This window comes from Mycobacterium sp. (assembly GCF_032159765.1).
In the GTDB taxonomy this organism is placed as follows: domain Bacteria; phylum Actinomycetota; class Actinomycetes; order Mycobacteriales; family Mycobacteriaceae; genus Mycobacterium.
This window is the reverse complement of record NZ_JAVHWM010000097.1, coordinates 39,578-62,670: the sequence shown is the minus strand read 5'-3', so window position 1 is coordinate 62,670 and position 23,093 is coordinate 39,578. Positions and strand designations below refer to the sequence as shown.

Sequence of the window (23,093 nt, the reverse complement as noted above, 5' to 3'; positions counted from 1 at the left end):
ATCTGATTAGTGCGCAAACACCGCCGAGTTTGCCAGATCAACACTGAGAAGATGTTGAGAACGCCCTTGAACTGCAAGGAAGCCCCGAACTAGACCTTCCTTGCACACAATTTGTGGTTCCGGCGCTAGACCAAACGCAGGAGGTCTCGGCGACGGTACACCGAGCCGTACCTCGCGTCGATGCGCAACCACACTCCCACCGTGCGCACCCGTACTACCTCTTCGGGCAGATCGCCGACGAATCCCATTGCCGTCAAGGCGAAGATGCAGCGCATCGGGATACCGACCCTTACGCCCGACCCGCTGACGTGGATGACTTCTTGATCCAGTAGAGACACCGGCGGCCCTTGGGAGCCTTGCTCTTTGGACACCTCGGCGCCACGGTCCGCGAGCGCGAGCACCGCGCTCGCAGGCACGTCGTCGACATGGACGAAGCCCGAATCGGGCGGCAACACCCCCCGCCAGGCCGAGTCCATCGCGAAACCGGGGTCGACATATCCTGAATCGACCGAGTCGGACGGATCCACGGCCGACAATCCGCGCAGCAATGCGTCCGCGTCGGCGCAGATGTCCGCCGGTCGCACCGTGCCCTTTACCACCCGGCTGGCCAGTACATCGAAACCCGTTGCGGCCCAAGCTACCAGAGCGTCTGCTGACCGTTGGCAGAGCCGGATCACGACGGCGTCGTCGAGCCGACGAGCGCGCTCGACGAATGCCCCGAGGTTTGCGCGCGCGGCGCTGTCGGTCAACCACAGACCGCGCTCCGGCGTCGACGTCATCGCATCCAGCGTTGCAGATAATTGCGCTGCGCAGGGCTCAGCCGTTGCAGCCGCTGCTCCTGAATGTGCACGGCCGCCAGCTGCGTCTCGGCGATCACCGATGGCTTGACGCTTGGATCGGCGCCGGCCGGTCGCACCTCGTAACCCAGCGTGAAATCCACGGCGCGCACACGGGTGCTGAAGATCGTCACCTGCAATGGTGAATCCACCAGGCGCAGTTGGCCTTTATAGAGCACCCGCACTTCGTGGATCAGCAAGCCGATCGTCGCGATCTCGTCCCCGAATGGCTCCAGAAGGAACGGCACACGCGCTTCCTCGAGGATCGTCACCATCGTCGCGTGGTTGACATGCTGGTACATGTCGATGTCGGACCACCTCACCGGCACCGGCGTGGTGAAGCCAGAGGCCTTCAAACCGAACTCCCCGAGCCCGCTCGCGTCATGCTGCGGATCTGCCGGGCCGCGACCGACAGCGTCGCCAGATCATGCTCGTCGCTGTTGTAGATGTCGGTAAGGGTGCGACGGGCGCGCTCGATGCGCGTTGTGTTCGTGTGCTCCCACTCCGCGATCTTCTCCTCGCCGCTTTCCTCCGGCTCTCCCACGGCCAGGACATCGAGACACAGTGAGCGCATCGACCCGTAGATGTCGTCGCGAATCGCTAGGCGCGCCAACGTATGCCAGTGGTCGTTGCGCTCGAGTCCGGACACCGCGGTAAGGAGCTCGTCGACGTTCAAATGGCCCATCAGCGCGAAGTAGGCGTCGGCGACCTCGTTGTTGTCGCGATCGGTGATGTCGGCGATGTCGATCACGTCGAGCAAGCTGTAGCTGTACAGCCCCGCAGCGACGGCTCCCGCGACATCCTCTGGGACACCGTGAGAGACGAACTCGCGGGCGTGGCCGTTGACGATCTCCCAATCCGCCGCGCGCAGCCATTCGCCAATCCGCGGCGACAATTCCCTGACCTGGGATGCGAACCGGTTGATCTCCGCCCCGACCGCCAGCGGTTGCGGGCGGTAGTTGATCAACCACCGCGACGCCCGGTCGAGCAACCGGCGCAGGTCCAACGTCATCCGGTCTGACAACACCACCGAGACGTCGCCATCGCGTCCCAATTCGACGACCCGGCGCCACATGTCACCGATACCGAAGATCGCGTCGGCGGCCACGAATGCGCGAACGGCGTCGACGAGGCTGACGCCTGTTTCCTCAGCCACCCGATAGGCGTACGAGATTCCTCCGCAATCGACCACATCGTTGACCAGCATCGTGGTCACGATCTCTCTGCGCAGCTGGTGGTTGCGGATCTCCGCGTCGAACTTGTCGCGCAGATCGGACGGGAAGTATGCGGGCAGCCTGGCCGCGAACACGTCCTGGTCCGCCACATCGCTGGCCAGCACCTGGTCCTTCAACTCGAGCTTCACGTGCGCCATCAACGTCGCCAGCTCGGGCGAGGTCAGGCCCAGCCCCGCGTCTCTGCGGCGCTTGATCTCCTTCTCCGACGGCAGCGCCTCGAGTTCCCGGTTGAGCCCGTGATCCCTTTCCAGGTGTTCGATTTGGCGCGCGTGCACGGGGAACAGGCTGGCTGCGTTGGCGCGACTGGTGCCCATCAGGTCGTTCTGCTCGATGTTGTCGTCGAGTACAAGGCGGCCGACCTCGTCGGTCATCGACTCCAGCAACTGCGTGCGTTCTTCGGGCGCGACCTTGCCGGCAGTGATCAGTGAGTCGACGAGAATCTTGATGTTGACCTCGTGGTCGGAACAGTCGACTCCTGCGGAGTTGTCGAGCGCGTCGGTGTTGATCCGTCCGCCGCTCAGGTCGTATTCGATGCGCCCCAACTCGGTCAGCCCGAGATTGCCGCCCTCACCAACCACCTTGGCGCGCACCTGATTACCGTTGATACGGACGATGTCGTTCGAGCGATCGCCGACGTCGATGTTGGACTCGGACTCCGCTTTGACATAGGTGCCGATGCCGCCGTTGAACAGCAGGTCCACCGGTGCGCACAACACGGCTTTCACCAGCTCGGGCGGCGTCATCTCGGTCCGGTCGTCGGGCAGCCCGAGGGCCCGACGTATCTCGTGGCTCACCGTGATGGACTTCTGCTCGCGGCTGAACACTCCGCCGCCCTGGCTGATGAGTGACTTGTTGTAGTCATCCCAGCTCGACCGCGGAAGCCCAAAGAGTCGGTTGCGCTCCTCCCATGACGTCGCGGCATCGGGGTCGGGATCCAAGAAGATGTGACGATGATCGAAGGCGGCAACCAATCGAATGTGCTTGGACAGCAACATGCCATTGCCGAAGACGTCGCCACTCATGTCGCCGATACCGACGACGGCGAAATCCTCACTCTGCGTATCGACACCCATCTCGCGGAAGTGACGCTTCACCGCTTCCCATGCGCCCTTCGCGGTGATGCCCATGGCCTTATGGTCATAGCCGACCGAGCCGCCCGACGCGAACGCGTCACCCAGCCAGAATCCGTAGGACTTGGCAACCTCGTTCGCGATGTCCGAAAATGTCGCGGTGCCTTTGTCGGCCGCGACGACGAGATACGCATCGTCATCGTCGCGCCGCACGACGCGGTCTGGCGAAGTGACCTTTCCGCTCTCCCGGTCGACGTTGTCGGTCACGTCCAGCAGCCCCGCAACGAACATCTTGTAGCTGGCAACACCTTCCGCGCGGGTCGCGTCACGATCGGCGGCGGGGTCACCGGTGGGAATCGGCGGACGTTTGACCACGAAACCGCCCTTGGCGCCGACGGGCACGATGACTGCGTTCTTCACCGCCTGCGCCTTCACCAGACCGAGCACCTCGGTGCGGAAGTCCTCGCGCCGGTCGGACCAGCGCAGACCGCCGCGCGCGACCGGCCCGAACCGCAGGTGCACACCTTCCACGGCCGGGGAGTACACGAAAATCTCGAATCTCGGCCGGGGCAGCGGTAATTCGTCTACGAGCCGCGGGTTCAGTTTTATCGACAGCACGCCCTGCAGGCGGGCAGAACCCTCGCGCGTCACGAAGTAGTTGGTGCGCAGCGTCGCCTGCACCAACGAGGCGAACGCGCGCATCACCCGGTCGGTGTCGAGGCTGACCAGAGCGTCGATGTCTTTGGCGACGGCGGCAGCTGCGGCCTGCCCATCGCGCTTGGTGGACTTCGACGGGTCGAACAGCGCCTCGAACAACTCGACGAGAGCACGCGCGGTGTGCGGATAGTCGTTGATCACCGTCTCGATATGCGACTGGCTATAGGGAAATGCGGCCTGCCGCAGATATTTTGCGTATGCGCGCAGGATCACTACCTGCCGCCATGTCAGTCCGGCGCGCAGCACCAGCTCGTTGAACCGGTCGACTTCTGCCTGACCGCGCCAGATCGCAGTCACCGCATCGGCGAACCGCTGTGCGCTGTCCTCGGGATCGGTTCCATCAGGCGGGTCCGGAATCGTGGCGTGCGGGGAGATCTTGAACTGATAGATCCACACCTGCAGGCCGTCCGCGCGGGTCACGGTGAACGGTCGTTCCTCGAGCACGTCGACGCCCATGCTCTGCAGCATCGGGAGCAGCTGGCTCAGCGAGGCCGACCGGCCGCCGAGAAACCAGGTCAGCTGGGCGCTGTGATCCTTGCCCCGCAGGAACACGAGCTTGACCGAATCATCCTGCAGCTCTTCGATGATCGCGATGTCAGCGATCGCGTTCTGCGGCGATATGGCCTGCTTGTAGCTCTCGGGAAAAGCCTCGGCGTAATGTTCGGCCACCGCCTGCGGTATCGAGTCGGATCGGGCGGCGCCGAGCAGCCGATCGCCCCAGGTGCGGGCCGCCTCGGTGAGCAGCGCCTGAATTCGCAGCCGGTTGTCGTCCGACGTGTCGACGGCGCCCGGCCTTGCCCCGGCGGGCAGCCGGACTGTGAAATGCACTGCAGCCCAAGGCGATTCACTGACCCTGGCGGCGTAGTCGATGCTTTCGCCGCCAAGCTCGCGCACGAGGATGGCCATCATCTCAAGCCGCACAGACGTCGTGTAGCGGTCTCGGGGCAGATATACCAGGGCCGAGACGAAGTGGCCGAGCTGGTCTGGGTGCATGTACAGCAGCGTGCGGCGGCGCGAGCCGACGTCGATGATCTCGGTCGCCATGGCCAGCATCTCGTCAACGTCGAGCTCGAAAAGCTCTGAGCGCGGGAAGGTTTGGATGACGTCGAGGAGCAACTGTCCGGAGAGCGAGTTCGGGTCGCGCCCCGACATTTCCAACACCTTGTCGACCCGGCTGCAAATGACCGGGATCTCCATCACGTTCGCGTTGGTCGCCGCGACCGTGAACAGGCCAAGGAGCCGATGCTCGGTGGAGTCGCCGCCGGACTCATCGCGCACGACGATGACGTACGGGTGTGCGCCGTAGCGGAGGTAACTAGTGAGCGTGGACTGCGTCACCGCCATCAGCTGGTCGGCTCTGGTCAGCTGGGGGAAGTCCTCCCGGCGGTGGCGCAGCACGCCGAGGCGGCTTGACTCGTCGACAACCGCGTCGCCGTCGCCAACGGAGCAGCGTTCGTAACCGACCAGCACGAAATGTCCGTCGTCGAGCCACCGCAGCAGACGGGCCACCTCATGGCGGGTCTTGGCCGGGAACCGGCTGTAGGTGTCGGTGTCGACGGAGTCGGCGATTCCGCGCATCACGCTCCGCATCGCGTCGGAGTCGCGGGCGGTCTCCTGCACGCCGGTGACAACCACTGGGAGTTGCTGTCTGAGCTCATCGAGGGACCTGCGTTCCACGCCCTTGGCCAGCTCGACGTGGATCCAGTCTTCCTGGACGCCGGGTCCCGCGTCGTTGTCCGAGGCGACGTGGATGTCCTGCAGGTGGCCGTTGGGGTCGCGGCGGACGCGGAACACGGGGTTCATGATCGAGACGTACGGAACGCGGAGCCGATTGAGCAGGACGGTCACCGCCTCGAGCACCATCGGCAATTCGTCGGTGACGACCTGCAGCGCCGGCGCGGCGCTGTCGAGATCGCCGTCGGCGTAGGTGGCAACGTTCGTCGCGCCCGGTGTCCGCACCGAGCCCAAGCGACCGTGCGCCGCCAGCACGGCCGGCGTCAGTACCTGCAGGGCACGGACCCGAATCGGGGCGGTCAGGCCGCTGTCACCGATGGCGGGTGCCTCACCTTGCGGACCCCGATAGCTTTCGATGTAGGCCTGCGCAAGCCGCGGCGCGACCCTCCCCCAGTCGGCGATCGGGTCGACGCTGGTGGAGTCCGGCCGAACCGTCATGGGGGTGCTCCTCAGTCGACGTGGCGCGCCCTCGTTGGCACGCAGCCGCAGCCCACAGTAACCCCGGCACCTGGCCGGAATCCCGGGACTTTAGTCGCGTGTCAGCCTGCGGTGTGTCACCCGATGCGGACGCGCGGCGTCGGCACCGAGCCTATCCACCTTGTTTTCCTCGTAGGCCGCGAAATTGCCCTCGAACCAGAACCACTTCGCCTCGTTGTCCGCATCGCCCTCCCACGCCAGGATGTGCGTGCAGGTGCGGTCGAGGAACCAGCGGTCGTGGGAAATCACCACGGCGCAGCCGGGGAATTGGTCCAACGCGTGCTCCAGCGAGCTGAGGGTTTCGACGTCGAGGTCGTTGGTCGGCTCGTCGAGCAAGATCAAGTTGCCGCCCTCTTTCAGCGTGAGCGCGAGGTTGAGCCGGTTGCGTTCACCGCCGGACAGGACGCCGGCCGCCTTCTGCTGGTCGGGTCCTTTGAAGCCGAACGCCGAGACGTAGGCGCGCGACGGTATCTCGTTCTGGCCCACCTCGATGTAGTCGAGCCCGTCGGAGACCACCTGCCACACGTTCTTGTTCGGATCGATGCCGGCGCGGGACTGGTCGACGTAGCTGAGCTTGACCGTCTCGCCAACCTTGACGTTGCCGCTGTCCGGTTCCTCGAGGCCGACGATGGTCTTGAACAGCGTGGTCTTCCCGACGCCGTTGGGCCCGATCACGCCGACGATGCCGTTGCGCGGCAGCGTGAACGACAGGTCCTTGATCAGCACTCGCCCGTCGAATCCCTTGTCGAGGTGGTCGACCTCGACCACCACATTGCCCAACCGCGGCCCCGTGGGGATCTGGATTTCCTCGAAGTCGAGCTTGCGCGTCTTCTCGGCCTCGGCGGCCATCTCCTCGTAGCGCTGAAGGCGGGCTTTGCCCTTGGCCTGCCGCGCCTTGGCGCCCGAGCGGACCCAGGCCAGCTCCTCCTGCAGGCGCTTTTGCAGCTTGGCGTCCTTGCGGCCCTGAACACCGATCCGCTCGGCCTTCTTCTCCAGATACGTCGAGTAGTTGCCCTCATAGGGGAACGCACGTCCGCGGTCGAGCTCCAGAATCCACTGCGCCACGTTGTCCAGGAAGTAGCGATCGTGGGTCACCGCCAGCACCGCGCCTTTGTAGTCGGCGAGGTGTTTCTCCAGCCACAGCACGCTCTCGGCGTCGAGGTGGTTGGTCGGCTCGTCGAGCAGCAACAGGTCGGGCTTGGCCAGCAGCAGCCTGCACAGCGCGACGCGGCGGCGCTCACCACCTGACAGGTGCGTGACCGGCTCGTCGGGCGGCGGGCAGCGCAGTGCATCCATCGCCTGTTCGAGCTGGGAGTCGATGTCCCAAGCGTCGGCCGCGTCCAGTTGCTCCTGCAGCCGTCCCATCTCGTCCATCAGCTCGTCGGAGTAGTCGGTGGCCATCAGCTCGGCGACCTCGTTGTAGCGGTTCAGCTTGGCCTTGATCGCCACGCCCTCTTCGACGTTCTCGCGGACAGTCTTCGTCTCGTCCAGCGGCGGTTCCTGCTGCAAGATGCCAACAGTCGCACCCGGCGCCAACAGCGCGTCACCGTTGTTCGCCTGGTCCAGGCCCGCCATGATCCGCAAGACGCTCGACTTGCCCGCCCCGTTGGGGCCGACGACGCCGATCTTGGCTCCCGGAAGGAAGGCCAGCGTCACGTCGTCGAGGATGACTTTGTCGCCGTGCGCCTTGCGGACCTTGCGCATGGTGTAGATGAATTCGGCCATTGCCGGGTGCGGTGCCTTTCGTGGTCTTCGGGGAATGCTCCGCGACCATCCTAGGCACCGCCCAACTGGGCTAAGCGGATAGAGGCAGCGCCTTTCCGTCGTCCGCCGACTCGCCTTCGGCCTCGTCCTGCGGGTTGGCGGCGGTTGACGGCTCCGCGTCCTTGGCCGCGGCCGGCACCGTGTCGGAGATCTGGGCGATCACCTGGGCCAGGTCGGGGCCGACGGAGATCGCCCGCATCTCCAACGACGAGCGCCGCACGCCTTCTTTGTCGTCGTACTCGCTGGTGTACACGTGCCCGACGGCGATCACCGCGCGGCCCTTGCGCAACGACGCGCCGACGCCGGTGACAAGCTTTCCCCAACAGTTCACGGTGATGTACAGCGTGTTGCCGGGCTCCCAGTCGCCATCGGCCGTGCGGCGGCGCGAATTGCTGGCCATCCGGAAGCTGATGACCTCCTGGTCGCCGACTTGACGGCGTCTGAGGTCGGTGATGATGCGGCCGACCACGGTCATAGGCGTTTCAAACATTGCGATTTCCTTTCGTTCACACGTTGCGTGACAACGCCCATTACGCCCGCGGGCCCCGACAACACCGGTCAGTCGTCGGGTCACCGCTTCGCATTTGTGGATGAAGCGGAATCTGTGGACAACCCGCTTCGTCCAGTCGCCGAGATTCACGTTATGCAGCGAAAGTGCGAGAACCGGCTGCATAAGGTGAATTTCGTTGCGGCTCAAGGCTTCCAGCCCCGTGAGATCATGACAGAGCGGGCCTCGGCGGCGACGTCAGCGCGGCGGTCCTCTTTGAATGCGCGCACCACGTACCACCCCATGCGCGCCAACTTGGGCAGTACCCCGCATCCTTGCGGTACTGGTAGCGACTGGTCTGGTGTTGTTCGCCGTCGTACTCGGCCGCGACCTTGAACTCTTCCCACGCCATGTCGACGATGCGCACGAGGTATCCGCGGCTGTCGGCGATCGGAAGCTGAGTCACCGGCTTGGGTAAGCCAGCGTCGACGAATGCCAGACGCAGCAGGCTCTCCTGAGGAGACGCGGCACCGCCGTCGACGAGTGGGAGCAACTCACGCAGCTGCCGGATTCCCCGTGCGCCCGAATAGCGCTTGGCGAGCAACAGCACATCCTCGGTCGAGAACACCATTGACCGCATTAGCGTATCCATCCGCGCCAAAGCGTCGCCCCGCGGCTGGTGCCGGCCGAGGTCGAACGCTGTGCGTGCGCGAGTGGTCACCGGAAGCCTTGCAATACGCGTGATCTCGTCAGGCGCAAGCGTCTCTGTGCGGACGACGAGCCCAGGCTGCGGGCGCAGGTGTCGTGAGATCAATTCGATTCCAATGTCGGCGTCGACCCAGTTCGAACCGTGCAGGCCAGACGCCGCCACGCCCGCGATCACACCCTGGCCATGCGTTGACAACCACGCGCCGACTGTGCGATCACGGAGGGTGACGGTCGTGGCCTTAGGGACGTAGACGTCACGAAAGATTGGGCGATACCACTTCTGCAGTTCGTGCCGGGACAGCAAACCATCCGCGACCGCACTTGAGCCCACGAAGACTTCACTCATAGCCGCATGGTGGAGTCACCCACCGACATCTCACCGAGATTCACGATATGCAGAGAAAGTGCGAGTGACGGGCTGCATAACGTGAATTTCGACGCAAAGGGTGGCGACGACGCACGGGCGGCGACTCGACGGGGGCGACGACGGGGCGTCGACGTCGACTCAGTCGGCTCGGCGTGATTCGCGACGTGCCAATTCGGCCAGCATCGCGTTGTAGGCAGCCAGGTCGGCATCCTCGTCGCGCTCGGCCGCGCGGTCCAACCGCTTCGCGGTGCGCTCGTCACTGCGCCGCCATTGCACGATCAACGCGATAATCACAACGGCCAAAGGGATTTCGCCTGCCGCCCAAGCGATTGCGCCACCCAGCCGCTGGTCTCCGAGCAGATCGGTGTGCCAGCTCAACTGAAGCGACCGATAGAACGGCTCGCCCATCACCATGGTCGAGCCCATCATCACCACCCCGAAGAACGCGTGCAGCGCCAGCGACGCGAACACCATGCCGAGCTTGGCCACGGGCGGAATCGGCCGCGGTGTCGGGTCGATACCGATGACCACCCAGTAGAAGAGGTAGCCGGCCAGCAGGAAATGCAGGTTCATCAGCACGTGCGCCAGGTGACTGCCTGCGACCTGGTCGAAGATGCCGCCCAGGTACAGCGCGTAGAAGCCGACGACGAACAGCACCGTCGCCACGATCGGGTGCGTCAAGAACCGAGACAGCTTGCTGTGCAACGCAATCAGAATCCACTCGCGCGGACCGGGCGGCTCACCCTTGCCCGCCGCCGGGACCGCCCGCAACGCGAGCGTCACCGGTCCACCCAGCGCCAGCAGGATCGGCGCCAGCATCGACAGCAGCATGTGGGCGGCCATGTGCATCGAGAACATCGCCGGCATGTAGCGGCCCACGCCTGACGACGTCGCGAACAGCAGCACGACGCACCCGCTCAGCCACGCGACCGTCCGCCCGAGCGGCCACCCGTCCCCGCGACGGGCCAGTCGACGCACCCCGGCCAGGTACACCAGTGCCATCACGACGGCGGCGGTGCCGAAGAACACATCGAAGCGCCAGTCGAGGAGCAGCCGCGCAACCGTTGGCGGGCCCGGGAGGTCGTATCCGATTGCGACCTGCGTGGCCGACGGAATCGCGCCCGACTCAGGCGGCGGGGTCCTGCCGAGCCCGACGGCGATACCGAACGTCGCGCCGAACACCGCGGCCTCGATCAGGGCGAGCCGGATCAGCGGCCCACGCGCGCCCGTGTCCTTCTCCAGCGCCGTGAGGCTGACGCGGCGCTGCCGCCACCCGAGGACACCCAGCGCGCACAGCGCCAACGCCTTCGCGACAACGAGCCGACCGTAGGCGGTAGCGACGAGGTCTGCGAGGTCGATCCGTACCAACGCGTTGACGGTGCCGCTGAGCGCCATCGCCACGAAGCACCAGAACGCCATCTTCGAGAAACGATGGGCCGCGAGGTCGGCGTGCTCTCCCCCGCGCATCGCATGGGCCAACAACGCAAGCAGGCCGCCCGCCCACAACGCACCCGCGAACAGGTGGATGACCAGGCTGTTCGTGGCAAGGTCGTGCGAGCCGCCCGCCGACGAATGCCCGGTCAGGCCCAGGGGCACCAGCGTCACCAACGAGGCCACGAACAAGAACGGAGTCAGCGCCCACCGCAGCACCGGCAGGCTCGCCAGCGTCAGCACCGCGGCGAGAAACGCCGTCCATCGCCACGCGCCGGCCACACCGATAATGTCGGCGGCCGACCACAGCACCCCCGGGTCCAGCAGATCCCCGACGGGGTGACCGGACACATCGGAAACCGTCAACGGCACCAGCAGCGCCGCGCACACCGCCCATGCCCCTGACGCAACGGTCCCGGTCCGCAGCGCACGGTATCCGGCCGCATCCAGCACGCCGTTGTCTTGAGGTGGGACAAGGAAACTCGCGAGGAGGAACGAGCCGATGGCGATGACGGCCGCGATCTCGCCTGCCGCTCGCACAAAGGGCAGCCCGTAGACGGTGACCGGCCCGGGGTCGGGGAGCCCGGTGGCCGTGAGTGCGGATGCCAACGAGAGCGCGCCGATCCCCGCGGCCGTCGCGCCGGCCAACGCAGCAACGCCGACGAACACCGGCCATACGACCGAACGCGACGTCGTCAGGCCCACTGTCATGAAATCAGCGTATGGCGGTTCGCTGACGGTCAGCCGGGCGGGAACCCGCCGGTGGCGATCGGACCCCAGCGTTCCGGCGTGACCCGCAGCAGACACTTGCACTGCTCGACCATCGCCCGCCGGTACTCGTCCCAGTCGGAATGCTCGCCGGAGATGACCCGGAAGTACTCCACCAGCGGCTCGACCGCGTCGGGCAGGTCGATCACTTCTGCTGTGCCGTCGACCTGCACATACGGGTCGTTGAAGTCGTCGGACAGCACCAGCACGCTGGCCTGCGGATGACGCCGGATGTGCTTGGTTTTGGCGCGCTGCGGGTAGCTGGCGACGACGATCCGGCCATCGTGATCCACGCCACCTGTAACAGGTGAACTATGCAGCGACCCATCACGTCGAAATGTGGTAAGGACCATTCGGTGTCTCGGTCGGACGAATTCGAGGAGGTCTGTAAGACCGACAACGTCGGCTTGTGCGATGCGTCTGGGCATGCCTCGACCGTAGCCGCCGTGTGTCGGTCCCGGAGGTTACGGACATCACGACGTAGGCTCCCGGGCAGGAGAAGATTATGAATGCCGTTGTCTTGGTGCTGTTGTCAATCATCATTGTCGCGCTGGCCGTGCTCATGCATCAGGCGCAGACATCGTTAGAGCGCTGGGAACAGCGCCGTCACGCAGACGACTAGAACTAGCCCGCCTCATGCTTGGCGCGGCGCTGCGCCTCCCGTTCGGCGAACTGCTCGAACGATGCCATCTCGATTCTGTCCATGTCACGCAGGATCGCCCGCACTTCGGCCAGGAACGCCGCGCGGCGTTCGGCAAGATCCGGCGAGGCCTGCAGCAGCTTCTGGTACGCGATCACCTTGTGTGCGGTCGCGAACAACAGAGCCGACACCGACTCGTTACTACGCACCCGGCCCTGCGCCGCATACTGCTTGCCGACCCCGAGCGCGAGCTTGGTCAGATCCTTCTCACTGATCTCGGCGGGGGTGTCGCGCAGCACGTCGGCTGCGATCTCATAGGCCTCCAGGAACGGGCGCAGCATCGCATGAGACATCAGCGGCTTCTTGTCGTGCAGCAGGATTTCGATGCCGCCGGCGCGCACGTGCTCCTCCCAATCGTCGTGCCACGCCATCTCTTCGGCGATGTGCTCGCGGAAAGCCGCCGAGTCGGCGAAGTAGAAGTCGAACTTGAGCAGATCGCGCAGCCGCATCGCCTGAATCCAAAACGCGTCGAGCCGGTCACCGTCCGCGCGTGCCGAATACGCCAGCGCGAGTTCGACGATCGAGGTCTCCAGGAACGCGTCGATCAACGTATTGCGATAGAACGCCGCTTCGTGCTCGTGCTCCGGCGCGATTCGCCAGACCGGCTCGCGTCCGCTGTCCACCTTGGTCACCGGGTGACCGTTCGACATGGCGTCAGCGGCGGTGCGCACGCCCTCGTGCGTGCGGAGTCGCAATGTGCTGTTGGTCATCGGCAGCTGCTTGCGTTCCAGATAGTCCAGCGAGTCCTGCATGGTGTGGTGTAGCTGGTCGAGCGTGAGCGCCCGTCCCCGCGTCGCCAGCAACAGCGCCGACACCAGCCCGGTGGCGTTCACGGGGGTGGCGCGCAGGATCCGCCAGGCCACCTCGAACGCCATCTTCTGCAGCGCAAGGCGTTTCACGGCGTCGTCTTCGGTCATCGGCCCGTGCGGCTCACCGAGGTATTCGCGCATCGAGACCGCTTCGGGGAAGCGGACGTAGATCTTGCCGTAATTGCGGTCGCCCTGCGCCTTGATGTAGTTGTACAGCCAGCTCAGGCCCTCGGGCGTTTTCTCACCGCCGCGCGCGTACGCCGCATATTCCGCCGTCTCGTGCAACTGGTCGAAGCTGATCGACACGGGCTGCAGCAGGATATCGTCGCTGCGACCATCGAGGTACGCATCGGCAACGTAAGCAAGCAGACCGAGCTTGGGCGGCAACATCTTTCCGGTGCGCGAGCGAGTGCCTTCGATCGACCAGCTGAGGTTGAACCGCTTCTGCACGATGTAGCCGACGAACTCGCGCAGCACGTATTTGTATAGCGGATCGTCGAGCTTGCGCCGGAGAAAGATGACGCCCGAGTGGCGCATCAACGGCCCCATGAACCCGAACGACAGGTTGATCCCGGCGAACGTGTGCACGGGCGGCAGCCTGTTCTCCTGCATCGCCACCGGCACGATCACGCCGTCGAGGTACGACCGGTGGGAGAACAGCAGCACCGCCGGGTGATTCTCCAGTGCGGTTCGCATTCGCTCGACTTCGGCGCGGTCGTAGTCGATGTTGGGATCGAAACCGCGGCTGAAGATCGCCCGCCCGAGCGACGGGATCAGGTCGACGGAGAACCGGCTCCACCCCGTGGACAACTCGTCGAGCATCTCACCGGCCTTATCGGCGGTGGCACCCGGAATCTGTTGCAGCCCTTCGACGAAACGTGACGACTCCAGCATCTCGGGTTTGATGAGCCGAGGCGACTTGTATTCGGGTCCAAGCAGCCGCAGTTCCACGCGTTCGATGGCCAGGGCAGCCCGGCGCAACACGAACCGAGCGAAGTCGCGGGGGTTGTTGCCCACGGTGGTGTCGTGCCATTGCTGCCGCAGTTCCGAAACCTTGGCCGGCTCCCCTGCCACCACCCGCGCTCTGCTGGGATCCTTGCGAAGGATGCGGCGCTGCAGGATCTCTGGTGGCCGGTAGGTGTCGCGGCCGGAGATCAGACCGACGAGCTTCGATCGTGTGGGTAGGCCGGCGGGCACCCAGAACACACGCACCGGGACGACGGACCTGTCCTCGTCCGCGCCGAGCGCTTCGACGAGTTGCGCGACGACGCCCGCGGGCGGTTCATCTTCCGCAGGAAGTTGCAGCACCTCGACGTTCGCGTCGGGATGCTCTTTACGCTGATGGGCGAGCCAGTTCTTCAGCAGCTCGAGCTCGGCGGGTGACGACACCGACGCCAGCACCAGCGCGTCATCGGTGGCGGTGAAGCTCGCTAGGTCGCCCGACCGCGCACTCATCGGGTTTCCTTGGCAGTCGCCTTCTTTGCGGGCGCCTTCTTTGCCGGCGCCTTCTTGGCAGGTGTCTTCTTCGCAGGTGCCTTCTTGGCAGGTGTCTTCTTCGCGACCTTCGTAGGCTTGGCGGCCGGCGGTTTCGGCGGGGCCTCGTCGCGCGGCCAGTTTTTCAGCGTGTGCAGGTACAGCTGGCGGACCGCCGCGATCTTGTCTCCCAGGTTATCGACGGTCCAGTCGTCGGTGGGGATCGGCGGTAGGACGACGACGTCGACGATGCCGGGATTCATCGTGCTCGAATCGCGGGCGGCGATCACTTCGGCGTTGCGAATCACAATGGGGACTATGGGGATTCCCGCCGCCATCGCGATCCGGAAGGGCCCCTTCTTGAAGGTTCCCACCTCGGTGGTGTCCAATCGCGTGCCCTCGGGCGCGATCACGACGGACAGTCCCTTGCGCGCGAGTTCCTCGACCTTCTTGAGTTCTTCGATGGCGGCCTTGGAGTTTTCGCGGTCGATGAAGACCGCGTCCATCATCCTGCCCAGCGGCCCCATGATCGGATGGTTCTCGAGTTCCTTCTTGCCCACCGACGTGAAGTTGTCGCGCACCAGCGTGCAGGCGATGATCGGATCGACTTGGTTGCGGTGGTTGAAGATGAACACTGCCGGGCGCTGCTCGGTGAGGTTGTCTTCGCCGAGCACGTTGAGATGAACGCCCGCGGCCGCCAGAAGCACCTCACCGCTGTTCGACGTGAAGAAGTTGACGCCGCGCCGCCTGCTGCCGGCGAGCAGACCCACGCCGACGGCTCCGGCGGCGACCGGCAGCCATGCCGCCATACCGGCGAGCGTGCGCAGCTGCGAGATCGGGCTGCTGCCGCTGCGGCTGGTGAACCGCAGCACCGGCCAGCCGCGCTTGGCGGCCACCGCCGCGAGCTTGCCCTCCGGGTTGGTGGGGCGCGGGTTGCCGACGAGATACATCAGCGCGACATCCTCGTCGCCGTCTGCGTAGAAGTAGCTCTTCTTCAGGTCAATGTCGTTGTCGGAGGCGAACTTCTGCACGGCGTTGGCTTTGCCTGGTCCCCAGATGATCGGCTTGAGGACACCGCCGGTGAGGATCCCGTTGTCGTCGGTCTCGAAGCGGTTGCTCACGATGTTGTCGATGCCGAGGAATCTCGCGACCGGTTCCACCTGTACTGTCAGCGCCGAGGAGCTGAGGACGACGGTGTGGCCGCGCGCCATGTGCGCGCGAACCAGCCCGCGCATCTCGGGATAGATTTTCGACACGATGTGCTGGACGAAAAGGCGCTCCCCGAGCTCGTCGATGTCGTCGAGCGAGCGTCCCTTCATCATCGAGGCGCCGCGGTAGATGAGCTGCTCGAAGTCCGCGCGTCCGAGCTGGTGGTTCAACGCGGCTTGCACGACACCGAGGAACTCGCCGACCCCGATTTCGCGCCGGCGGAAGCGATCTCGCGTCATGATCACACCGGTGAATCCGGCGACGAGCGTGCCGTCGACATCGAAGAACGCGCCGACCTTCGGGCCCGGTGGGCTGGCTTCGATCTCGGCCACCGAACCAGGCAGCCGGGCATCGCGGCGATCGAGCGATCGGTTGGTGGACGGACTCATGACGGTGAACTCCCGTTGCTGGATGCGGGTTCCTGCTCTGTCGATGCCGGCAACGTGAACGACGCCGGGGCGGCGCGGCCGGCTCCGCCGAGCGCCAGCACTTCGTCGAAACCGGTCAGAAGACATCGGGCCCATACATCTTCGTCAGTCACCGAAGCGCGATCGTATCGAGTGGTAACCGTGCACATTCCACCCCGGGAGATCAGCACGGCCATCATCGCGACGCCGGGCAGCGGGCCAAGACCGAACTGACGCAACACCTTTGAGCCTGCGAGGAAAGTGTCTCCCGCATAGACGGGCACGTTGCTGGCTTGGACGTCGGCCGATACCACAGAGCCGGCCACGGATTCGAGGATCGGGTCGGGCAGCAGGCCGAGCAGCGGGGCGACGGCACCGATCACGTCGATCGCGGCTTCGTCGCGTCCCTTGATCATCTGGGTGCGGACGCTGCGAATACGGGTGGCCGGGTCGGCGATCCCGAGGGGTGCCGAGATCATCACACCGGCGAAGCGGTTACCGCCGGCCGGGTCGGCTTCAGCGCGCAGATTGACGGGGACCGCCATCGGCAGCGCCTCGACCGGCATGCCGAGCTCGTCGTGATAGTGGCGCAGCGCGCCGCAGAGCGCGGCCAGGTAGGCGTCGTTGATCGAGCCTTCGGCAGCCTTGGCCGCGGCGCGGATATCGCCGAGTTCCATCTCGATGGCCTCGGTGCGCGATGAGAGGCTGCGCCGGCGGAGCAGCGGTGAATGGGTGGCGGCTGTGGACATCACCCTGCTGCCGGACCGTGCGTACTCGACAACTCCACCCACCGCGGAGGCGGGATCGCTCAGCACCTTGCCGACGGCCTTGGCCGCGCCAGCGAGGGCACCGCGAGAGCCACGAATGATGTTGTTCGGCAACCGGTTCAGGCCGACACGGGCCAGCTCGTTGGCCGTCAGATCTTGCGGAATGGGCAGCGGCGCGGGCTTGCGTGGCGGCGGGTCACGTTCGAGGTCGTAGATGTGGGCGAACATCTCGACGGCACCCACGCCGTCGGTCACGGCGTGGCTCATGTGAAGCAACGTCGCGGCGCGACCGCCTTCTAGGCCTTCGACCAAGGTTGCCGTCCACAGCGGACGGGAAATGTCCATCGGCGACTGCACGCTGACTTCGGCCAGGTCGAAAACCTCACGCAGCGTCCCGGGCTCGGGAACCCTGACGCGGCGGACGTGGTAGTTGATGTTGAAGTCAGGATCGACGACCCAGCGCGGCGATGCGGTGGGGACGGTCGGCACGACGACCTTCTGCCGGAGCCGCAGGACGTGGCGTGACGCCTGTTCGAACACGTCGACGAAGCGGTCCCAGGGCGGAGTGCCGTCGAGAACCTCCAGCGCCATGATTCCCGACCGGGTCCGCGGGTTCGCCTCTCCGCGGTGAAGCAATAGATCCAGCGCGTTGAGTCGCTCCGGCAGTCCAGCCGCGTCCAGAGTGTCAGCCACCGAGCCGCCTTTCCGTCGTTGGTCCGTGGACAACGCTAGTCCGCTGGCGGTTGGTGCGGGAGGGGTTATTGGTGCGCCCTGCTTGCGGGGGGCCGTTCGATTGAGTTCGCGCGGTGCCCCCGACTGTCCGCGCAGATGACTGCCAATCTGATACCTCACCCAGTCACGTGCGGAACAACTCAACTTGTGATGTCAAGGATCAGCCGGTCTAACACTCGAATGGATCCGCCGGGCATCACCCGGCGTCGTACACCGAGCACCCCCGGCAGGAATTGAACCTGCGACCTACCGCTTAGAAGGCGGCTGCTCTTTCCGCTGAGCTACGGGGGCAGCGGCCTAACCCTATCTGAATCCTGCCAACCGATGGATGGCCAATCCCTTACTCTAGAGATCGATGATAAGACACCACACGAAAGACAAAGGTGATCTAGCCGTCGCGAAAGCCCATGCCGACCTCGCAGGCAAGGGGTTCACGGTCCTGTTTCCAGCGACGGAGCACGCGCCGTTCGATCTGGTGTCATATGCAGCTGGCGAGTTCTATCGCCTTCAGGTCAAGTACCGGTCTGCTCGTGCGGGTGCCGTCATCGTGAAATTTCGGTCTACATGGGCGGACCGGAACGGCACGCACATGACACCGTTGGACAAGGACGCGATCGACATAATGTGTATCTACTGCCCGGACACCGATGAGTGCTATTACATCCGGCCGGACACACATGGCGCGTCAGTCACTCTCCGGATCAGGCCAAGCAAGAATAATCAGCAAGCAGGAGTGCTGGACGCCGCGGCATTTCGCGATCTACCGCCCACAGTTCGTCGCCGATCCCAACATCCGTGAATTTATCCTTGGGCTGGTAGCGCCCGAATGGCATCGACCGAGATAGAGTGCGTCGGCATCGCGGGCGGCTGCGAAACGGTGTCGGCATCAGATGCCGGCGGCGGTGGTCGAGCGATAGTTCGTAGACCGGCTGCAGTCTCGCTTTATCGACTCGGACGAATACCCTCGATCCGTGAGCAACAGTCGCATCAGCGTGTTGGTCATAGGAGGCGGCTTCGGCGGCCTGTTCTGCGCGCGCAGGCTTAAAGGCGCCGATGTCGAGGTCACGCTGCTCGATCGCGCGGCGTGCCACGTCTTCCAGCCGTTGCTGTACCAGTGCGCGACCGGCACGCTGAGCATCGGACAGATCAGCCGGTCGCTACGCGAGGAGCTGGCACGCCACCGCAACGTCACCACCCTGCTCGGCGAAGCGGTCGACCTCGATCCTGAGGCGCGCCGGGTTACCGCTCGCCGTCCCGACGAGACCACGTTCACTGTGGACTACGACGTGCTGGTCGTCGCTGCCGGGATGAGGCAGTCCTATTTCGGTCATGAGGAGTTCGCGCACTGGGCACCGGGGATGAAGACGCTTGATGATGCCCTGAGCATCCGCCGACGGTTGTTCAGCGCGTTCGAAATTGCCGAAACACTGCCGCCCGGACCCGAGCGCGACAGCTGGCTCACCTTCGTCGTGACGGGCGGCGGTCCCACCGGTGTCGAACTCGCGGGCCAGATACGAGAAGTGGCCACCCGGGCCCTGTGCAATGAGTTCCACAGTATCGCGCCCGAGGCCGCGCGCGTCCTGCTCTTCGACGGCGGCGAGCGCGTTCTCGCAAGTTTTGCACCGGCGCTGTCGACCAAAGCCGCCCAAACCCTCGAAAAGCTCGGCGTGGAAATACATCTCGGTGTTCACGTCACCGATGTTCGTGGTCACGGAGTGACCGTGTCTCCGAAAGCAGGTGGCCCTGCCCAGGACTATGCGGCGCGTACGGTCTTGTGGACGGCAGGCGTTGAGGCGGTTCCGTTCGCACGGCGAGTCGCCGAAGTGCTCAGTGCGAGTTCGGATCATGCGGGGCGCATCGCCGTCGATCCCGATCTATCGATAGCCGGACATCCCGAGGTTTTTGTCATCGGTGATCTCGCCGGCCGCGACCACTTGCCTGGCGTCGCCGAGAACGCGATGCAGGGCGGAATACACGCCGCCGCGTGCATTCGTCGCGACCTCGCGGGTCGGCGACGACGACCGTACCGCTACCGCGATCTCGGCTCGGCGGCATATATCAGCCGCGGACATGCACTGTTACAAGCCGGACCGGTCAAGCTGGCTGGTTTCGTCGGCTGGTTGGGATGGGGCCTCATCCACATCGCATTCCTCATCGGGCTGCAAAACCGCGTCAGCACCCTGGCCACTTGGCTGGGCACGATCGCACGGGCCAGACGCACCGACCGAACATTCTTGATTAACAGTCCGAATCCGCTGGAACACCACCACAACTGGCCGGCATCGGTTCACGCGCCGAAGACGCATCCATCCGATCGTTCGACGCCGCCGCAGTGACGTAGGCATCCCAGAACTCAGAAGTGGTCTGCGGGTCGACGTTGGTCATGGTGGTTGCTCCTCGGGTTCGGCGCTGCGCTCCCGCAGGCCGTCTTTACCTCCAATGGAATTCACGACGAGCACGTGAACCACGTTCGACCAATGTGACGCGTTCCTCACTGACTTGTGGCGTTGCCTGTGAGCGCGGTACGCCCGAATTCATTGGGATGCAGGACCTTTGTGATCTCCCGCACTCGATGAACACACCGCGAGTCGCCAGTCGTGCCACAGATAGCGTGCAAGTCAGGAGGCAAGACCACGAAATTCCCCTACCTCACAACGCTGTTGGCGGCCGCTAGCGTCGCGGCATGGATAGGTATCACGCCGACGGCCTCGGCCGACTCGAGTGCCGACGAGCAGTCGTGCACATCCATGGGCGTTGCTAGCGAGTGCCAGTCGCCGGGAAACGTCCAGATCAACGAATCGCCACCCGTGCAATTCGGTCCGCAATACCCTTTCTGGGAGGGCGATCTGTTCAGCCGCTTCCACGCTGTCAGGGGTCGTCGGTAATCCCGGATCAGCGAACAACGCTGCGCGAGACGGGATCCCGTGTTGGCGTTGGCTGTGCCGGTCGGAGTAACCCGGTAATCCGCGAAGCGGCCGTTCGCGTGAGTGTCAACAGCTCAGCCGGTGGTCGCGGACCCGTGTATAGCGCTGACACCGCTACATATTGACCCGGTCCCACACCGATGGGGACTGCGACGCAGCTGAGGTCGCGCAGGACCCCACCGGCGTCAACAATCGGTGCGCTGCGAGCGAATGGGGCATGCGCCCGCGCTTCGGCCGTTCCCGGCGGTACTGCGGCGCCGGCTTCGGCGACAAAAGGCTGCCGAACGCGGGCCTCGATGGTGTCCAGATACACCGAGTGACCGTCGATGGTGGCAGACAGGTTCACCGCCGCTCCCGTCGCGGCGGCCAGTTCAGCGATGGGCCGGCGGGCGGCGACGCGCAGTCGACGCTCTGGGGTCACCCGGCTGCCCAGGCCCAACAGGCTCGCCCCGAGGCAGTACCGCTTGCCCTGGCGACGAACCGCCCCTACCGCGATCAGCTGATGAAGCAGTCGGTGGACTGTGGGGCGCGGTATTCCCGTGGCGTGCGCCAGGTCGTGAAGCCGTGCGGGTTCCAACGCGCCGATGTGATCGAGGAGACAAAATGCAGTTTGGATGACGCCGCGATCGGCACCAGCAGTCGCGTCGACTTCGTTCAGTTCGTTTGGCGCGGCAGGACCTTGGATGTCCGCGGCTGCTTCGAGCGTCATGGCAACTCAATCAATCCAAACCTATATAGGTTCCCTATGCGTCAATGTACTCCCGTAACGACGGTATGGCTCGCGTCCCCATCGCTTTCACAGGTACCCGGGTGGATACACACAGGTTCACCATCAAGACCCCGTCAAGAGATTTCACTCAGCGGACTATCGGTCGTAAGTCGTCGCAGGTGTTTTTACCCTCGGGGAAATGACAACCGCATATGCGCCGGGACTGAGCCCGGTAACAAACGATCCCGACTCCGGGGTGTTGCAACGACTCTACGACGAGCACGCACCGGCGCTGTTGCGCTATGTCGTCGGGCTGACCGGTGACCGAGCCCGCGCCGAGGACGTCGTGCAGGAGACGCTGCTGAAGGCGTGGAAGCACCCGGAGGTGACAAACGACCAGCAGAGGTCACCGCGGGCCTGGCTATTCACTGTGGCACGCAACATGGTCATCGACGAGTGGCGCACTGCACGCTTCCGGAACGAGTCCGCGATCGCAGACCCCGGCAGGACATATGAGCGCGCCGGCGCGGACGAGGCAGATTCCGCAGTCGACCGGTTGTTGTTGAGCGACGCCCTAACCCGCTTGTCCCAAGCGCACCGTGAGGTGATCCAGCGGTCGTATTACCAAGGGTGGAGTACCGCGCAGATCGCTGCCGACCTCGGCATTGCCGAGGGCACCGTGAGGTCAAGACTGCATTATGCCGTGCGGGCGCTGCGCCTCGTGTTGGACGAAATGGGATACGGCAGCCCAGGTGATGGAGACAGTTCCGTAACCACGCTGTTCTTAACCCGTTGTCCCGCAAGCAAGTAGCTGTCGACCCCATATCGAACGGTGACCATTCCGATGTCGGGCCCGGCTAGCCTCACTGTGAACCGGTTCCGATCTCACAAGCGAGAGCGCGTATATGCGACGTTCCAAAGTCATCCGCGGCATCGCCGCGGCGGGTGCATCAATGGTGCTCGCGGCTCTGGTGTTCGCACCATGCGCGTTGGCCGATCCCGACGATGATTCGTCCGTGCCGAGCGATCCGCCGCAGGCAGCGAAGGTCAACGCTGCGGCCGTCACACCTCCGTTCAACCTCTCGTCGATCAACCCCTCAGACGGAGCGAGTGTGGGCGTCGCGAAGCCGATCATCATCAACTTCGCAGCACCCGTGGCTGACCGCGCGAGCGCGGAGGACGCCATTCATGTCACGTCTGATCCGGCGGTGCCGGGCAAGTTCTACTGGCTGAACGACCGCCAGGTGCGCTGGCGGCCACTTGATTTCTGGCCCGCGCATGCGACGGTGGATATCGATGCGGCCGGGACCACGTCCAGTTTCACCACCAGAGATGCCCTAATCGCGAACGCCGACAACGCTACTCACCAGCTGACCATCACACGGGACGGCAATGTCGAGCAGACATTCCCGATGTCGATGGGCAAGCCCGGCCACGACACCGCCAACGGGACATACTATGTGCAGGACAAGTCCCCTGATGTCGTGATGGACTCGGAAACCTATGGGGTATCGCATGATTCACCCGAAGGGTACTACCTGCATGTCAAGATGACCGTGCAGCTCGACAACAGCGGCAACTACGTCCACAGCGCGCCGTGGTCGGTCAGCGACCAAGGCGTTCGAAACGTCAGTCACGGCTGCATCAACGTCAGCCCCGACAACGCGAAGTGGTTTTACAACAACTTCGACATCGGTGACCCCATCATCGTGACCAATTCCGTCGGCGACTACACCCAGAACGACGGTGGCCAGGACTGGCAAATCTAG

General features: G+C 64.7%; 15 protein-coding genes, 1 tRNA gene and 1 pseudogene. 4 read left to right on the top strand and 13 right to left on the bottom strand.

From position 1 onward, the window contains the following. Positions 1–125: 125 nt before the first annotated feature. The 12 genes and pseudogenes from QOH60_RS10850 to QOH60_RS10795 form a co-directional block, all read right to left on the bottom strand. Positions 126–779 carry a DUF8185 domain-containing protein gene (locus QOH60_RS10850; RefSeq protein WP_526420026.1) on the bottom strand — a complete coding sequence of 218 codons (654 nt, stop codon included), beginning with the start codon at positions 777–779 and terminating at the stop codon, positions 126–128. Further along, a complete protein-coding gene (locus QOH60_RS10845; protein WP_526420024.1) occupies positions 776–1,192 on the bottom strand; it encodes an acyl-CoA thioesterase in 417 nt (138 codons plus the stop codon). Before QOH60_RS10845 ends, QOH60_RS10850 begins: the two co-directional genes overlap by 4 nt. Then, entirely contained in the window at positions 1,189–6,030 is a 4,842-nt protein-coding gene (locus tag QOH60_RS10840; protein ID WP_526420022.1) for an NAD-glutamate dehydrogenase, read from the bottom strand. Before QOH60_RS10840 ends, QOH60_RS10845 begins: the two co-directional genes overlap by 4 nt. Before the next feature lie 90 nt (positions 6,031–6,120). Next, on the bottom strand, positions 6,121–7,794 hold the full coding sequence (gene ettA / locus QOH60_RS10835; protein WP_526420020.1) for an energy-dependent translational throttle protein EttA: 1,674 nt from the start codon (positions 7,792–7,794) through the stop codon (positions 6,121–6,123). A gap of 70 nt (positions 7,795–7,864) precedes the next feature. Beyond that, a complete protein-coding gene (locus QOH60_RS10830; RefSeq protein ID WP_526420018.1) occupies positions 7,865–8,323 on the bottom strand; it encodes a single-stranded DNA-binding protein in 459 nt (152 codons plus the stop codon). Between the two features lie 203 nt (positions 8,324–8,526). Further along, a pseudogene (locus tag QOH60_RS10825) lies at positions 8,527–9,374 on the bottom strand (type IV toxin-antitoxin system AbiEi family antitoxin). A 159-nt stretch (positions 9,375–9,533) separates the two neighbouring features. Further along, complete coding sequence (locus QOH60_RS10820; RefSeq protein WP_526420016.1) at positions 9,534–11,537, bottom strand: bifunctional copper resistance protein CopD/cytochrome c oxidase assembly protein; 2,004 nt, start codon at positions 11,535–11,537, stop codon at positions 9,534–9,536. Between the two features lie 29 nt (positions 11,538–11,566). Next, positions 11,567–12,022, bottom strand: a complete 456-nt coding sequence (locus tag QOH60_RS10815; protein WP_526420014.1) for a PPOX class F420-dependent oxidoreductase — start codon at positions 12,020–12,022, stop codon at positions 11,567–11,569. Positions 12,023–12,218: 196 nt separating this feature from the next. After that, the gene (locus tag QOH60_RS10810) at positions 12,219–14,558 is read right to left on the bottom strand and encodes a glycerol-3-phosphate 1-O-acyltransferase (RefSeq protein WP_526420012.1); all 2,340 of its coding nucleotides are present in this window, start codon (positions 14,556–14,558) and stop codon (positions 12,219–12,221) included. After that, positions 14,555–16,174, bottom strand: coding sequence for an HAD-IB family hydrolase/lysophospholipid acyltransferase family protein (locus QOH60_RS10805; protein WP_526420010.1), 1,620 nt, complete (start codon positions 16,172–16,174; stop codon positions 14,555–14,557). Before QOH60_RS10805 ends, QOH60_RS10810 begins: the two co-directional genes overlap by 4 nt. Then, the gene (locus QOH60_RS10800; RefSeq protein WP_526420008.1) at positions 16,171–17,652 is read right to left on the bottom strand and encodes a wax ester/triacylglycerol synthase family O-acyltransferase; all 1,482 of its coding nucleotides are present in this window, start codon (positions 17,650–17,652) and stop codon (positions 16,171–16,173) included. Before QOH60_RS10800 ends, QOH60_RS10805 begins: the two co-directional genes overlap by 4 nt. Positions 17,653–17,909: 257 nt before the next feature. After that, a tRNA-Arg gene (locus QOH60_RS10795) sits at positions 17,910–17,982 on the bottom strand. A 64-nt stretch (positions 17,983–18,046) separates the two neighbouring features. Between QOH60_RS10795 and QOH60_RS10790 the strand changes: the two genes are divergently transcribed. Further along, positions 18,047–18,490: a group I intron-associated PD-(D/E)XK endonuclease gene (locus QOH60_RS10790; RefSeq protein WP_526420006.1), complete on the top strand. Its 444-nt coding sequence runs from the start codon at positions 18,047–18,049 to the stop codon at positions 18,488–18,490. A 172-nt stretch (positions 18,491–18,662) separates the two neighbouring features. Next, positions 18,663–20,027, top strand: a complete 1,365-nt coding sequence (locus tag QOH60_RS10785; RefSeq protein WP_526420004.1) for an NAD(P)/FAD-dependent oxidoreductase — start codon at positions 18,663–18,665, stop codon at positions 20,025–20,027. A 556-nt stretch (positions 20,028–20,583) separates the two neighbouring features. Here QOH60_RS10785 and QOH60_RS10780 read toward each other — a convergent pair. Beyond that, complete coding sequence (locus QOH60_RS10780) at positions 20,584–21,324, bottom strand: helix-turn-helix domain-containing protein (RefSeq protein WP_526420001.1); 741 nt, start codon at positions 21,322–21,324, stop codon at positions 20,584–20,586. Between the two features lie 199 nt (positions 21,325–21,523). On the opposite strand from QOH60_RS10780, the gene QOH60_RS10775 reads away from it, so the two are divergent. Further along, positions 21,524–22,135 (top strand): RNA polymerase sigma factor, encoded by a 612-nt coding sequence (locus QOH60_RS10775; protein WP_526419999.1) that lies wholly within the window; start codon positions 21,524–21,526, stop codon positions 22,133–22,135. A gap of 94 nt (positions 22,136–22,229) precedes the next feature. After that, on the top strand, positions 22,230–23,093 hold the full coding sequence (locus tag QOH60_RS10770) for a L,D-transpeptidase (protein ID WP_526419997.1): 864 nt from the start codon (positions 22,230–22,232) through the stop codon (positions 23,091–23,093).

Coding starts and splice junctions, on each gene's coding strand:
- QOH60_RS10850 (WP_526420026.1), bottom strand. CDS start 779: ATGACGTCGACGCCGGAGCGCGGTCTGTGGTTGACCGACAGCGCCGCG.
- QOH60_RS10840 (WP_526420022.1), bottom strand. CDS start 6,030: ATGACGGTTCGGCCGGACTCCACCAGCGTCGACCCGATCGCCGACTGG.
- ettA (WP_526420020.1), bottom strand. CDS start 7,794: ATGGCCGAATTCATCTACACCATGCGCAAGGTCCGCAAGGCGCACGGC.
- QOH60_RS10830 (WP_526420018.1), bottom strand. CDS start 8,323: ATGTTTGAAACGCCTATGACCGTGGTCGGCCGCATCATCACCGACCTC.
- QOH60_RS10820 (WP_526420016.1), bottom strand. CDS start 11,537: ATGACAGTGGGCCTGACGACGTCGCGTTCGGTCGTATGGCCGGTGTTC.
- QOH60_RS10815 (WP_526420014.1), bottom strand. CDS start 12,022: ATGCCCAGACGCATCGCACAAGCCGACGTTGTCGGTCTTACAGACCTC.
- QOH60_RS10810 (WP_526420012.1), bottom strand. CDS start 14,558: ATGAGTGCGCGGTCGGGCGACCTAGCGAGCTTCACCGCCACCGATGAC.
- QOH60_RS10805 (WP_526420010.1), bottom strand. CDS start 16,174: ATGAGTCCGTCCACCAACCGATCGCTCGATCGCCGCGATGCCCGGCTG.
- QOH60_RS10790 (WP_526420006.1), top strand. CDS start 18,047: ATGATAAGACACCACACGAAAGACAAAGGTGATCTAGCCGTCGCGAAA.
- QOH60_RS10780 (WP_526420001.1), bottom strand. CDS start 21,324: ATGACGCTCGAAGCAGCCGCGGACATCCAAGGTCCTGCCGCGCCAAAC.
- QOH60_RS10775 (WP_526419999.1), top strand. CDS start 21,524: ATGACAACCGCATATGCGCCGGGACTGAGCCCGGTAACAAACGATCCC.
- QOH60_RS10770 (WP_526419997.1), top strand. CDS start 22,230: ATGCGACGTTCCAAAGTCATCCGCGGCATCGCCGCGGCGGGTGCATCA.